This window comes from Streptomyces gottesmaniae, from assembly GCF_031845845.1.
Classification (GTDB): Bacteria; Actinomycetota; Actinomycetes; order Streptomycetales; family Streptomycetaceae; genus Streptomyces; species Streptomyces akebiae.
Genome location: NZ_JAVRFJ010000009.1, coordinates 120,418 through 134,542, shown reverse-complemented (window position 1 = coordinate 134,542; position 14,125 = coordinate 120,418). Strand labels below are relative to the sequence as shown.

Sequence of the window (14,125 nt, the reverse complement as noted above, 5' to 3'; positions counted from 1 at the left end):
ACGTTGCCGGTGGTCCGAGGAGTACATACGTGACCAGCAGTGCGCAGACATCCCCGACAGGAGTGCGGGACGCCCAGCCCGACCATCTCTCGCACGTGATCTTCATCGCGGCGGCGGCCGCGATGGGTGGCTTCCTCTTCGGCTACGACAGCGCCGTGATCAACGGCGCCGTCGAAGCCATCCGCCACCGCTACGACATCGGCTCCACAGCCCTGGCGCAGGTCATCGCCGTCGCGCTCATCGGCTGTGCCGTCGGTGCGGCCACCGCGGGCCGGATAGCCGACCGCATCGGCCGCATCCGGTGCATGCAGATCGCGGCCGGCCTCTTCACGGTCAGCGCCGTCGGTTCCGCGCTCCCCTTCGCGCTGTACGACCTCGCCTTCTGGCGGATCGTCGGCGGCTTCGCGATCGGCATGGCGTCCGTCATCGGCCCCGCCTACATCGCCGAGGTCGCACCGCCCGCCTACCGGGGCCGGCTCGGCTCGTTCCAGCAGGCCGCGATCGTCGTCGGCATCGCCGTCTCCCAGCTCGTCAACTGGGGCATCCTCAACGCCGCCGACGGGGACCAGCGCGGTGAACTGCTCGGCCTGGAGGCCTGGCAGATCATGCTCGGCGTCATGGTCGTCCCGGCCGTCCTCTACGGCCTGCTCTCCTTCGCGATCCCCGAGTCCCCGCGCTTTCTGATCTCCGTCGGCAAGGACGAGCGCGCCCGTGAGGTGCTCGCCGAGGTCGAGGGCGAGGACGTCGACCTCGACGCCCGGGTGGCGGAGATCGAGTCGGCCATGAACAGCGAGCACAAGTCGACCTTCAAGGACCTGCTCGGCGGGAGCTTCCTCTTCAAGCCGATCGTCTGGATCGGCATCGGTCTGTCGGTCTTCCAGCAGTTCGTCGGCATCAACGTCGCCTTCTACTACTCCGCGACGCTGTGGCAGTCCGTGGGCGTCGACCCGAGCGAGTCGTTCTTCTACTCCTTCACGACCTCGATCATCAACATCGTCGGCACCCTCATCGCGATGATCTTCGTCGACCGGATCGGCCGCAGGCCGCTCGCCCTCATCGGCTCCGTCGGCATGGTCCTCGGCCTCGCCCTGGAGGCCTGGGCCTTCTCCTACGACCTCGTCGACGGCAAGCTCCCCGCAACCCAGGGCTGGGTCGCCCTGATCGCCGCCCACGTGTTCGTCCTCTTCTTCGCCCTCTCCTGGGGTGTCGTCGTCTGGGTCATGCTCGGCGAGATGTTCCCCAACAGGATCCGCGCCGCCGCCCTGGGCGTCGCCGCCTCCGCCCAGTGGATCGCCAACTGGGCCATCACCGCGAGCTTCCCGTCCCTGGCCGACTGGAACCTCTCCGTGACGTACGTGATCTACACGGTCTTCGCCGCGCTCTCCATCCCCTTCGTCCTGAAGTTCGTGAAGGAGACGAAGGGCAAGTCGCTGGAGGAGATGGGCTGACCCTGCGGCCACCCGAGTCCGAGGAGAGGGACCAAGTCCCCGCTGACCTTCTCCTCGTACCCCTCCGCCGTCCCGGCCCGACCACCGAGCGGGCCGGGACGGCGGCTTTCCAGGGGTGCGACGGTCAGTCGGCCAGGCGCGGCAGCACCCGCTCGGCGAACAGGCGCAGACCCCGCCAGCCCTCCTCGACCGGCATCCCGCCGGCCAGCGGATGCAGGACGTAGTTGTCCAGGCCGAGTGCCACACACTCGTCCGGCGTGACGATCCGGTACACGCCCTCCGCGCGCAGTTCCGCCACCGTCGCCGCCCCCGAGCGCACGGCCGAACGGATGCCGGCCGACTGCCAGGAGGCGTACGTCCGCGCCTCGTGCAGGAAGTGCCCGCCGTACTCGGCCCACGCCCGGTCCGGATCCTCCGCCACGTGCAGCAACGGCGTCTCGGCGGCGGGCATCATCGTCCAGCCCTCCGTGCCGTACTCCACGAGCCGCTCCTTGTAGTACGACTCCAGCTCCGGCAGATGCGCGCTCGGGAAGAAGGGGAGCCCGAGCCGGGCCGCCCTACGGGCCGCGGCCTTCGACGAGCCTCCGACCAGCAGCAGCGGATGCGGCTCGGTGCCCGGCCGCGGGGTGACCCGGACCGTGCGCCCCCGGTACACGAACGGCTCACCCGTCCACGCCCGGAGCAGCGTCTGCAGCACCTCGTCCTGGAGTTTGCCGCGCCCCTTCCAGTCCACGTCGAACTGCGCGTACTCCTCCGGCCGGTACCCGATCCCGGCGACGGTCACCAGCCGCCCACCGCTCACCAGGTCCAGTACGGCGATGTCCTCCGCCAGCCGCAGCGGATCGTGCAGCGGCCCGATCACCGCCGACACCGTGACCGCGATCCTCCGCGTCGCCCCGAACACGGCCCCCGCGAAGACGAACGGCGACGGCAGCCAGTTGTTCTCGACCCCGTGGTGCTCCTCCGTCTGCACGGTGCTGACGCCCTGCTCATCGGCGTACGCGGCCATCTCGACGGCGGCCCGGTAGCGGGCCCGGAGCGAGGTGGGTGTGGCGCCGGGCTCGACCAGGTTGAAACGGACGACCGTGACGGGCATGGGACCCCCTTCGGGCGGCTGTGGAGAGGGACGGTAGCTGACGGTGCGTCAGGTGGCCAGGGGTGGGGAAGAGCCGTGTCCCCCCGTACGGCGATCGAACGGGTCGGGGGCCGGTCCCGCATACTGGTCCCGTTATGGAACTCATCCTTGCTGTAGTCATCGCCGTGGTCGTGCTCGGCGTGCTGGGCGGGCTCGTCGTAGGCAGCCGCAGGAAGAAGCCGCTGCCCCCGGCTCCCCCCACGACACCCGACATCACCGCCCCTCCGGCCGAGCCGCATGTCGGCGACGAGGCCGAGACGCCGCGCGACGAACCGCGCCGGACGATCGAGGAGGTGGATCTCCCGGACGGTTCGGCGTCGGCGCCCGTGGCCGTCGAGGAACCGCCCGCCGCCCCCGCGATCGAGATCCCCGAGCCGACCGCCGGCCGTCTGGTACGGCTGCGCGCCCGGCTCTCCCGCTCACAGAACGCGCTGGGCAAGGGGCTGCTCACGCTGCTCTCGCGCGAGCACCTCGACGACGACACCTGGGAGGAGATCGAGGACACCCTCCTCACCGCCGACGTCGGCGTCCAGCCCACCCAGGAACTGGTCGAACGGCTGCGCGAGCGGGTGCGGGTCCTCGGTACCCGCACGCCCGCGGAGCTGCGCACGCTGCTGCGCGAGGAACTGCTGAAGATCCTCGTCCCGGAGTTCGACCGCGCGGTCAACACCGACTCCCCGCTCGACACCCCGGGCATCGTGATGGTCGTCGGCGTCAACGGCACCGGCAAGACCACGACCACCGGCAAGCTCGCGCGCGTCCTCGTCGCCGACGGCAAGAACGTCGTCCTCGGCGCCGCCGACACCTTCCGTGCCGCGGCCGCCGACCAGCTCCAGACCTGGGGCGAGCGCGTCGGCGCCCGTACCGTGCGCGGTCCCGAGGGCGGCGACCCGGCGTCGATCGCCTTCGACGCCGTCAAGGAGGGCATCGAGGAGGGCGCCGACGTCGTCCTCATCGACACCGCCGGCCGACTGCACACCAAGACCGGCCTCATGGACGAGCTCGGCAAGGTCAAGCGCGTCGTCGAGAAGCACGCGCCGCTGGACGAGATCCTGCTCGTCCTCGACGCCACCACCGGTCAGAACGGTCTCGTCCAGGCGCGGGTCTTCGCCGAGGTCGTCGACATCACCGGCATCGTCCTCACCAAGCTCGACGGCACCGCCAAGGGCGGCATCGTCATCGCCGTACAGCGCGAGCTGGGTGTGCCCGTCAAGCTCGTCGGCCTGGGAGAGGGAGCGGACGACCTGGCGCCGTTCGAGCCGGAGGCGTTCGTGGACGCCCTCATCGGTGAATGACCGCGCGGACCACTTACGGCATCTCGCCAGTGGACGAAGAAGCGCCCGCCCCCGGGACGCGGTGGGGGTCGGGCGCTTCGCCGTGTACGTACGGCGGCCGGGTCAGGCCCGGGACCGGTGCGCCACGTAGGCCAGCGTGCCCAGCAACAGCCGTGCGGCCGGTGGCCTGGTCGCCGAGTCGAGCGCGGGGGAGCGGAGCCAGCGGACCGGGCCGAGGCCGCCGCGGTCGGAGGGCGGGGCGGTGACGTGGGTGCCGGGGCCGAGGCCGCGCAGGTCCAGGGCCGAGGGGTCGTCCCAGCCCATGCGGTAGAGCAGCGAGGGCAGCTCGGCGGCGGCGCCGGGGGCGACGAAGAAGTGGGCGCGGCCCTCAGGGGTGGCGATCACAGGGCCGAGGGGGAGGCCCATGCGTTCCAGGCGGACCAGCGCGTGCCGCCCGGCCGACTCGGCGACCTCGATCACGTCGAACGAGCGGCCCACCGGCAGCATCACGGAGGCGCCTGGGAACTCGGCCCAGGCCTCGGTCACCTCGTCGAGCGTCGCTCCGGCGGGGACGGGAGTCGCGAAGCCGAGGGGATGTGCGCCGGGCTCGGAGCAGGTGGACCTGCCGCACGAGCACGCGCCCGAAGCCGCCCGCGCGCCGGGGACGACGTCCCATCCCCAGAGGCCGGTGAACTCGGCCACGGCCGTGCACTCCGAGGAACGGCCGCGTCGACGCGTGCCGGATCGCATCTCCCGGATGCCACCGATCGTGAAGCCCATGCCCCCTCCAACGGGTCCAGCGCGCGGGTGGTTACGCGACGGAGTCGGATTGCGACGCTCTGCTTCCGTGCGGGCGGCGCACTACCGCACCCCGGGTGGTGCGGTCGCTGATGCGCGCCCCTGAATGCATCGCTCCGCCGACTCCCGGCCGTCCTGCGTCAAGTGAATCGCGAACGGGTCACCGTTAGTTCATTCGAAGGGGTGGCGAATGGTGGCGTTTCTGGAATCGCCGTGGCCGGACGCGTGATCGTAGGATTACTTTGAGTGCACGGGGTCTGGGGACGTACGCGCTCGTGGGTATGCCGGAGGCAAGTCGTCTTTCCGTTCGATGGGTGACGAGGGTCGGACGTACGGCGTGGTAACCGGCATTCTGGTAGGGCTTGGCGCACACAGCGCACAGGTGGTTTCAGGGATGGGGGCGTTCCAGTGGGCGGCAACGGCGGAAGTGGCACGAACGCTGAGAAGCGCCCGAACGAACTGCTCGGCTCGTGGTTCGTCCGCAGCGGATGGTCCAAGGGCGAGCTCGCGCGGCAGGTGAACCGCCGCGCCCGTCAGCTCGGCGCCAACCACATCTCCACGGACACCTCGCGCGTACGACGGTGGCTCGACGGGGAGAACCCGCGCGAGCCGATCCCGCGGATCCTGTCCGAGCTGTTCTCCGAGCGGTTCGGCTGTGTCGTCGCCGTGGAGGACCTGGGTCTGCGCGCGGCGCACCAGGCCCCGTCCGTCTCCGGTGTCGACCTGCCCTGGACGGGCCCGCAGACCGTGGCGCTGCTCAGCGAGTTCTCGCGCAGCGACCTGATGCTGGCGCGGCGCGGCTTCCTCGGGAGCTCGCTCGCCCTCTCCGCGGGTCCGGCCCTCATCGAGCCGATGCAGCGCTGGCTCGTTCCCTCGCCCCCGGCCCCGCGGGCGGAGTCGGAGCCGTCGCCCGCCGTCCGCCGCCCCGGCCGGCTCTCCCGGCCGGAGCTGGACCTCCTCGAATCCACGACGGTGATGTTCCGGCAGTGGGACGCCCAGTGCGGAGGCGGTCTGCGCCGCAAGGCGGTCGTCGGCCAGCTGCACGAGGTGACCGACCTCCTCCAGGAGCCGCAGTCCGAGGCCACCACCCGGAGGCTGTTCAAGGTCGCCGCCGAACTGGCCGAGCTGGCCGGCTGGATGAGCTACGACATCGGCCTCCAGCCCACCGCGCAGAAGTACTTCGTCCTCGCCCTGCACGCGGCCAAGGAGGCCGGCGACAAGCCTCTCGGTTCGTACGTGCTGTCCAGCATGAGCCGGCAGATGATCCACCTCGGCCGCCCCGACGACGCGCTCGAACTGATCCATCTCGCCCAGTACGGCAGCCGTGACTGCGCCGGCCCGCGCACCCAGTCGATGCTGTATGCGATGGAGGCCCGGGCCTACGCCAACATGGGCCAGCCCGGAAAGTGCAAGCGGGCCGTACGGATGGCCGAGGACGTCTTCGCGGACGCCGAGGAGTGGGACGACCCGGATCCCGACTGGATCCGCTTCTTCAACGAGGCCGAACTGCACGGCGAGAACAGCCACTCCTACCGCGATCTCGCCTATGTCGCGGGCCGCAGCCCCACCTACGCCTCGCTCGCCGAGCCCGTGATGCGCCGGGCCGTCGACCTCTTCGCCACGGACACCGAGCACCAGCGGTCGTACGCTCTCAACCTCATCGGCATGGCCACCGTGCACCTGCTCCAGCGTGAGCCCGAGCAGGGTGCCGCCATGGCCAAGGAGGCCATGGACGTCGCCCGCAAGGTCCGCTCCGAGCGCGTCAACACCCGCATCCGCAAGACGGTGGACACGGCCGTACGCGATTTCGGCGGTCTCGCCGAGGTCGTCGAGCTCACCGACCAGCTCGCCGTCCACCTCCCCGAGGCCGCCGAAGCGGTCTGATTCCGGCCCGGCGCAACCGCCAGGGCCCCTTCCACGCCGACCGCGGCCGACCATCCCGAACTGCCCGACTCGGCTCCCCCATGCCAGGTCATCGGATGGTCTGCCGCGGCCGGTCCGTTCGGGGAAGTCCCGCCGGAAGTTCCATCGGATACGAAACCGTTATCCGCCGAGGGCCCCACAGAGGCTGGGCCCCACAGGGGATGAATCCTCAGCGATTCACGTTTCACCTGTCTGTAACGTGATGGGTGCCTTCGTCACCTCCGGGAAACATTTCCAAACTCCCGGCGAAACGGTGCTGCGTCAGTCTCCTCAGCACAGTCGGCCCTCCCGATAGCTCCCCAAGCTTCCGCATCCGCACGGGCCGTTCCGACCACGAGGAGATACCGGCATTGAACGGCACAGATACCGGATTCGTATTGATCAGTGCGGCGCTCGTCATGGTGATGACGCCGGGCCTGGCGCTCTTCTACGGCGGCATGGTTCGTGCCAAGAGCGTGCTGAACATGCTGATGATGTCCTTCATCTCGCTGGGCATCGTCAGCATCCTGTGGGTGCTGTACGGCTACTCGCTCGCCTTCAGCGGTGACCAGGGCGGCTTCATCGGCAACCTGGACGCGATCGGCCTCAAGGGCATCGACGCCGCCAGCACGGTCGACAGCTTCGTCGCCGGCGCGAACGGCGAACCGCACAAGATCGCCGCGTTCGCCTTCATCCTCTTCCAGATGCTGTTCGCGGTCATCACGCCGGCCCTGATGAGCGGCGCGCTCGCCGACCGCGTCAAGTTCGGCGCCTGGATGATCTTCGTCACGCTCTGGGTCACCCTGGTGTACTTCCCGGTCGCGCACTGGGTCTGGGCGCCGGGCGGCTGGCTCTTCGAGCTGGGCGTCATCGACTTCGCCGGTGGTACGGCGGTCCACATCAACGCCGGTATCGGCGCACTCGCCGCGGTTCTCGTCGTGGGCAAGCGGATCGGCTTCAAGAAGGACCCGATGCGGCCGCACAGCCTGCCGCTGGTCCTGATCGGCACCGCCCTGCTCTGGTTCGGCTGGTTCGGCTTCAACGCCGGTTCCTGGCTCGGTGTCGACGGCACGACCGCCCGCATGGCCATCAACACGCAGATCGCGACCGCCGCGGCCATCATCGGCTGGCTGATCTACGAGCGCATCCGCCACGGTGCGTTCACCACCCTCGGTGCCTGCTCCGGCGCTGTCGCGGGTCTTGTCGCGATCACCCCGTCCGGCGGTCACGTCAACGCCTTCGGCGCCATCCTGATCGGTGTCGTCGCCGGTGCCCTCTGCTCCTGGGCCGTCAGCCTCAAGTACAAGCTCGGCTACGACGACTCCCTCGACGTGGTGGGTGTCCACCTGGTCGGTGGTGTCATCGGCACCCTGATGGTCGGCTTCCTCGCCACCGACGGGATCGGTGGACTCGACCAGTTCGGCAAGCAGGCCACCGGTGCCTTCTCCGTCATGGGCTACACCTTCGTGGTGACCTGGATCATCGCCTTCGCCATCCAGAAGACGATCGGCTTCCGGGCGTCCGAGGAGGACGAGATGACCGGCGTCGACCAGGCGCTGCACGCCGAGACCGCGTACGACTTCAGCTCGGCCGCCGGTTCGCACATCTCCGCCAGCACCACGAGCAGCGTCGCTGCCACCACTGAGAGCAAGAAGGTCGAGGCATGAAGCTGATCACCGCGGTCGTCAAGCCGCACCGGCTCGACGAGATCAAGGAAGCCCTGCAGGCCTTCGGGGTGCACGGACTTACGGTGACCGAGGCCAGTGGGTACGGTCGGCAGCGGGGACACACCGAGGTGTACCGCGGCGCGGAGTACACGGTCGACCTGGTTCCCAAGATCCGGATCGAGGTACTGGCCGAGGACGACGACGCCGAACAGCTGATCGACGTCATCGTCAAGGCCGCCCGCACCGGCAAGATCGGTGACGGCAAGGTCTGGTCCCTGCCGGTCGAGACGGCCGTACGGGTCCGGACCGGCGAGCGCGGCCCGGACGCGCTCTGACCGAAGAGAAGAACAGGAGTCGCTGGGTGACGAGTACGGACGTACGTACGGATGCAGAGGACTCGGGACCCAGCGGCTATGCGGCGGCCCGGCTGCGCCTCCTCCAGGAGGGGGCGCAGTCCGGGCCGCCGCGCCGTTCGGCCCTGGCCGAGCTGACCGACGACTGGCTGGCCGGCCTCTTCGGGGCGGGGGTCGCCGAGACACGCGGGGTCTCCCTCGTGGCCGTCGGAGGCTACGGGCGGGGCGAACTCTCGCCCCGCAGCGACCTGGATCTGCTGCTCCTGCACGACGGGTCCGACGAGCAGGCGGTGGCCGCGCTGGCCGACCGCATCTGGTACCCCGTCTGGGATCTGGGGCTGGCCCTCGACCACTCCGTGCGCACCCCCGCCGAGGCCCGCAAGACGGCCGGCGAGGACCTCAAGGTGCAACTCGGGCTGCTGGACGCCCGCCATATCGCCGGTGACCTGGGCCTGACCGCCGGGCTGCGGACCTCCGTCCTCGCCGACTGGCGCAACCAGGCGCCCAAACGCCTCCCGGAGCTCCAGGAGCTGTGCGCCGAGCGGGCCGAGCGGCAGGGGGAGCTGCAGTACCTGCTGGAACCCGACCTCAAGGAGGCGCGCGGCGGGTTGCGTGACGCCACCGCCCTGCGCGCCGTCGCCGCCTCCTGGCTCGCCGACGCCCCGCGCGAGGGGCTCGCCGAGGCCCGGCGGCGCCTCCTCGACGTCAGGGACGCGCTCCACCTCGCCACCGGCCGCGCGACCGACCGGCTCGCGCTCCAGGAACAGGACCAGGTCGCCGCCGAGCTGGGCCTGCTCGACGCCGACACCCTGCTGCGCCAGGTGTACGAGGCCGCGCGGGTCATCTCGTACGCGAGTGACGTGACCTGGCGCGAAGTGGGGCGCGTGCTGCGGTCGCGCGCCGTGCGGCCGCGGCTGCGCGCCATGCTCGGCGGGGGGAAGCCGGCTCCTGAGCGGTCGCCGTTGGCCGAGGGTGTCGTCGAGCAGGACGGCGAGGTCGTGCTCGCGCGCGCCGCCCGGCCGGAGCGGGACCCGGTGCTGCCCCTGCGTGCCGCCGCGGCTGCCGCCCAGGCCGGACTGCCGCTGTCCCTGCACGCCGTACGCCGCCTCGCGGCCACCGCCCGGCCGCTGCCGACGCCCTGGCCGGCGGAGGCGCGCGAGCAGCTCGTCACCCTGCTGGGCTCCGGGCGTCCGACCGTCGACGTCTGGGAGGCGCTGGAGGCCGAGGGTCTGATCACCCATCTGCTGCCCGACTGGGAGCGGGTGCGCTGCCGGCCGCAGCGCAACGCCGTGCACATCTGGACGGTCGACCGGCACCTCATCGAGACCGCGGTCCAGGCCTCGGAGATGACCCGCCGGGTGCACCGGCCCGACCTCCTGCTCGTCGCCGCGCTGCTGCACGACATCGGCAAGGGCTGGCCCGGCGACCACTCCGTCGCCGGCGAGATCATCGCCAAGGACGTGGCCGCCAGGATCGGCTTCGACCGTGACGACGTGGCCGTCCTGTCCACCCTCGTCCGGCACCATCTGCTGCTCGTCGACACCGCCACCCGGCGCGATCTGGAGGATCCGGCCACCGTCCGTTCGGTGGCCGACGCCGTCGGATCGCCGGGCACGCTCGAACTGCTGCACGCGCTGACCGAGGCGGACGCGCTGGCCACCGGGCCCGCCGCCTGGTCGTCGTGGCGGGCCTCGCTCGTCTCCGAACTGGTCCAACGGGTCGACGCGCTGTTCGCCGGGGACGCCCCGGAGGAGCCGGAGCCCGGCGAGACCAGCGCCGAGCAGGAGCGGCTCGCCATCGAGGCGTTCCGCACGGGCGGGCCGGTGCTGTCGCTGCGCGCGCAGACGGAGGCCGCCGCCGAGGAGAAGGACGAGAAGGCCGACCCCGAGCCGCTCGGGGTCGAACTCCTCATCGCCGTGCCCGACCAGGCGGGCGTCCTGCCCGCGGTCGCCGGCGTGCTCGCCATGCACCGGCTCACCGTGCGCACGGCCGAACTGCGGACCTTCGACCTCCCGGACGGCGTCGAGGGCTCGGTGTTGCTGCTGAACTGGCGGGTGGCCGCCGAGTACGGCTCGCTGCCGCAGGCCGCCCGGCTCCGCGCCGACCTGGTACGGGCGTTGGACGGCTCCCTGGACATCGCCGGGCGGCTGGCCGAGCGGGACGCGGCCTACCCCCGGCGGCGGGGCGTGGTCGCGCCCCCGCCGCGGGTCACGGTGGCCGCGGCGGCCTCCCGGCACGCCACGGTCATCGAGGTCCGCGCCCAGGACGCGCCGGGGCTCCTGCACCGGATCGGACGGGCTCTGGAGGACGCGCACGTACGGATGCGCAGCGCGCACGTCAGCACGCTGGGCGCCAACGCCGTGGACGCCTTCTACGTCACCGGACCCAAGGGGGCGCCGCTGCCGGGCGACGAGGCGGCTTCGGTGGCGCGCAAGCTGGAGGAGACCCTGCGCGGCTGAGCGCGTCGGGTACGGGGCCGTCCGGTTCCGTACCCGACACGGCCGGGCTCCGTCACGACTATCCACAGGGGTGGAGACCCGACCACACCCAGACAGATACCCTGGAGGGCAGCCCACACTGCCCCCGACTCCGAGGACCGACACCGCCGTGTTCGATACGCTCTCCGATCGCCTCTCAGCGACTTTCAAGAACCTGCGCGGCAAGGGGCGCCTTTCCGAGGCGGACATCGACGCCACGGCGCGCGAGATCCGCATCGCGCTCCTGGAGGCGGACGTCGCGCTGCCGGTCGTCCGGGGTTTCATCAAGAACGTCAAGGAGCGTGCGCTCGGCGCCGAGGTCTCCAAGGCGCTCAACCCCGCCCAGCAGGTCCTCAAGATCGTCAACGAGGAACTGGTCGCCATCCTGGGCGGCGAGACCCGCCGTCTGCGCTTCGCCAAGCAGCCGCCGACCGTGATCATGCTCGCCGGTCTCCAGGGTGCCGGTAAGACGACCCTCGCGGGCAAGCTGGGCCGCTGGCTGAAGGAGCAGGGCCACTCGCCGCTCCTGGTCGCCTGTGACCTCCAGCGCCCGAACGCCGTGAACCAGCTCAGCGTCGTCGCCGAGCGCGCCGGCGTCGCGGTCTACGCCCCCGAGCCGGGCAACGGCGTGGGTGACCCGGTCAAGGTCGCCAAGGACTCCATCGAGTTCGCGAAGTCGAAGGTCCACGACATCGTGGTCGTCGACACCGCGGGTCGCCTGGGCATCGACCAGGAGATGATGCAGCAGGCCGCCGACATCCGGGACGCGGTCTCCCCGGACGAGATCCTCTTCGTCGTCGACGCGATGATCGGTCAGGACGCCGTCAACACGGCGGAGGCCTTCCGGGACGGCGTCGGCTTCGACGGCGTGGTCCTGTCCAAGCTCGACGGTGACGCCCGCGGTGGTGCCGCCCTGTCGATCGCCTCGGTCACCGGCAAGCCGATCATGTTCGCGTCGAACGGCGAGAAGCTCGACGAGTTCGACGCGTTCCACCCCGACCGGATGGCCTCCCGCATCCTCGACATGGGTGACCTGCTCACCCTGATCGAGCAGGCGGAGAAGACCTTCAGCCAGGAAGAGGCCGCCAAGATGGCCTCCAAGCTGGCGTCCAAGAAGGGGCAGGACTTCACGCTCGACGACTTCCTGGCCCAGATGGAGCAGGTCAGGAAGATGGGCAGCATCAGCAAGCTGCTCGGCATGCTGCCCGGCATGGGGCAGATCAAGGACCAGATCAACAACATCGACGAGCGCGACGTCGACCGCACGGCCGCGATCATCAAGTCGATGACCCCGGCCGAGCGCCAGGAGCCGACGATCATCAACGGCTCGCGCCGCGCCCGTATCGCCAAGGGCTCCGGTGTCGAGGTCAGCGCGGTGAAGAACCTCGTCGAGCGGTTCTTCGAGGCCCGCAAGATGATGTCCCGCATGGCCCAGGGCGGCGGGATGCCCGGGATGCCGGGGATGCCCGGCATGGGTGGCGGCCCCGGCCGGAGCAAGAAGCAGCCCAAGCAGGCCAAGGGCAAGCAGCGCTCGGGCAACCCGATGAAGCGCAAGCAGCAGGAGCAGGAAGAGGCCGCGCGCCGGGCCGCAGCGGCCCAGGGCGGCGCCCTCGGACTGCCCGGCCAGCAGGGCGCTCAGGACTTCGAGCTGCCGGACGAGTTCAAGAAGTTCATGGGCTGACCGCGCTTCCGCGCCGCGCTTCGGCGATTCCCGGTTCCGCCGTTCCTGGGTTCCGCGGCTCTGCGGGGACGAACGGCGGACGCCGCGTGACCGGCCGGGGGGTGTGGCCGGGCGCGCGGCGCCGGGTGCCGTGCGTGGACGGCATGGGTGTGGTGTCGCTCGTCGTGCTCCTCGGTGCCAACTCCCGTACGCGGATGTGTAGTTCCCCTGGACGATGCGCCAGGCTATGGGTGCCGTGCGGCACTTGGCCAAGCGAAAGCGCTACCGGCCCGCTTTCTTCACACCATTCACACCCGCATCGGAAGAAGTCTCGAAGACCTTCTCAGGGCATCGACCTTTCTCGGGGCATCGACCTTCCTCAGGGTGTCCGCGCGATCAGATAGCGGAACACGTTCGGCATCCAGACCGTCCCGTCGCGGCGGCGGTGCGGATGCAGTGCCTCGGTCAGTTCCTTGTCCACCTGGTCCTGGTCGGTGGCCCTGATCGCCGCGTCGAACAGACCGGTCGACAGCAGCCCCCGAACAGCGTTGTCCACGTTGGCGTACCCGAAGGGGCAGGCCACGCGTCCGGACCCGTCCGGCTTCAGGCCGGCCCGCTGAGCGACCTCCTCCAGGTCGTCCCGCTGCGCGGGGCGCCAACTGCCCGCGCTGCGCAGGGGATCGGCGAGCTTCGTGGCCACGCGGAGCACGGCGGACGTGGTGCAGCGCTCCGGCGGGCCCCAGCCGGCGAGGACCACGGGGGTTCCGCGCTCCGCCTGCGGGGTCGCCGCGGCGAGCAGTTCGCCGAGCCCTTCGGAGTCCCCGGCCATACAGCCGATCGGCTCGAAGGCGGTCACCAGGTTGTAGCCCGGTTCACCGGGCGCGCGGACCACGTCCTCGGGGTCGCCTTCGACGACCCGGGGCTCGGCGCACGTGCGCCTGCCCCAGGACTCCGGCCGCAGCCGCTCCCGGGCCAGTGCCGTTCTCTCCGGCGCCGCCGATTCGACGCCGGTGACCGCGGCTCCCCGCCCCGCCGCCATCAGCAGCGCGAGCCCCGACCCGCAGCCGAGGCCGAGCAGCCGCGTCCCGCTACCGACGTCGAGCCGCCGGTACACGGCCTCGTACAGCGGTACCAGCATCCGTTCCTGGATCTCCGCCCAGTCACGCGCGCGTGCACACCGGTCCACGCGGGGTGCGGTCCCCGCGCGAGGCAGTTGCTGCCGCACGAGCGTAGGTGTCATATCGAAAGCGCCCCAATCCGCCGTGAGTTGCCGTTGCCGGATTTCCTGGCCCCCGTGGCAGTGCGCGCTCGCACTCCCCCCGTATGCCAGGTAACTCCGTGCCCGGCGAGTCGTCCAGGGGTCTCGGACACCGGTTTGCGAACTGTCCAGGGAAGGAAAAAAGAATTCACA

At 70.8% G+C, this 14,125-nt stretch carries 10 protein-coding genes; 7 read left to right on the top strand and 3 right to left on the bottom strand.

The window, feature by feature from the left end:
• Positions 1–122 precede the first annotated feature (122 nt).
• Positions 123–1,448, top strand: a complete 1,326-nt coding sequence (locus RM704_RS12845; protein WP_438828914.1) for a sugar porter family MFS transporter — start codon at positions 123–125, stop codon at positions 1,446–1,448.
• Between the two features lie 124 nt (positions 1,449–1,572).
• On the opposite strand, the gene RM704_RS12840 is transcribed toward RM704_RS12845, so the two are convergent.
• Entirely contained in the window at positions 1,573–2,544 is a 972-nt protein-coding gene (locus tag RM704_RS12840; RefSeq protein WP_033526915.1) for an LLM class flavin-dependent oxidoreductase, read from the bottom strand.
• 134 nt (positions 2,545–2,678) lie between these two features.
• Here RM704_RS12840 and ftsY point away from each other — a divergent pair, with 134 nt between their 5' ends.
• Positions 2,679–3,878, top strand: coding sequence for a signal recognition particle-docking protein FtsY (gene ftsY / locus RM704_RS12835; protein ID WP_033526916.1), 1,200 nt, complete (start codon positions 2,679–2,681; stop codon positions 3,876–3,878).
• Between the two features lie 102 nt (positions 3,879–3,980).
• Here ftsY and RM704_RS12830 read toward each other — a convergent pair whose 3' ends face one another.
• Positions 3,981–4,637 carry a bifunctional DNA primase/polymerase gene (locus tag RM704_RS12830; protein WP_033526917.1) on the bottom strand — a complete coding sequence of 219 codons (657 nt, stop codon included), beginning with the start codon at positions 4,635–4,637 and terminating at the stop codon, positions 3,981–3,983.
• 426 nt (positions 4,638–5,063) lie between these two features.
• Here RM704_RS12830 and nsdA point away from each other — a divergent pair, with 426 nt between their 5' ends.
• The 5 genes from nsdA (at position 5,064) to ffh (ending at position 12,735) form a co-directional block, all read left to right on the top strand.
• Positions 5,064–6,539 carry a transcriptional repressor NsdA gene (gene nsdA, locus RM704_RS12825; protein ID WP_033526918.1) on the top strand — a complete coding sequence of 492 codons (1,476 nt, stop codon included), beginning with the start codon at positions 5,064–5,066 and terminating at the stop codon, positions 6,537–6,539.
• A 389-nt stretch (positions 6,540–6,928) separates the two neighbouring features.
• On the top strand, positions 6,929–8,224 hold the full coding sequence (locus RM704_RS12820; RefSeq protein WP_033526919.1) for an ammonium transporter: 1,296 nt from the start codon (positions 6,929–6,931) through the stop codon (positions 8,222–8,224).
• Entirely contained in the window at positions 8,221–8,559 is a 339-nt protein-coding gene (locus RM704_RS12815; RefSeq protein ID WP_003997576.1) for a P-II family nitrogen regulator, read from the top strand. Before RM704_RS12820 ends, RM704_RS12815 begins: the two co-directional genes overlap by 4 nt.
• Positions 8,560–8,585: 26 nt before the next feature.
• A complete protein-coding gene (locus RM704_RS12810; RefSeq protein WP_033526920.1) occupies positions 8,586–11,036 on the top strand; it encodes a [protein-PII] uridylyltransferase in 2,451 nt (816 codons plus the stop codon).
• Positions 11,037–11,184: 148 nt separating this feature from the next.
• Positions 11,185–12,735: a signal recognition particle protein gene (gene ffh / locus RM704_RS12805; RefSeq protein ID WP_033526921.1), complete on the top strand. Its 1,551-nt coding sequence runs from the start codon at positions 11,185–11,187 to the stop codon at positions 12,733–12,735.
• Positions 12,736–13,093: 358 nt separating this feature from the next.
• On the opposite strand, the gene RM704_RS12800 is transcribed toward ffh, so the two are convergent.
• Positions 13,094–13,852 (bottom strand): methyltransferase type 11, encoded by a 759-nt coding sequence (locus tag RM704_RS12800; RefSeq protein WP_033526922.1) that lies wholly within the window; start codon positions 13,850–13,852, stop codon positions 13,094–13,096.
• Positions 13,853–14,125 lie beyond the last annotated feature (273 nt).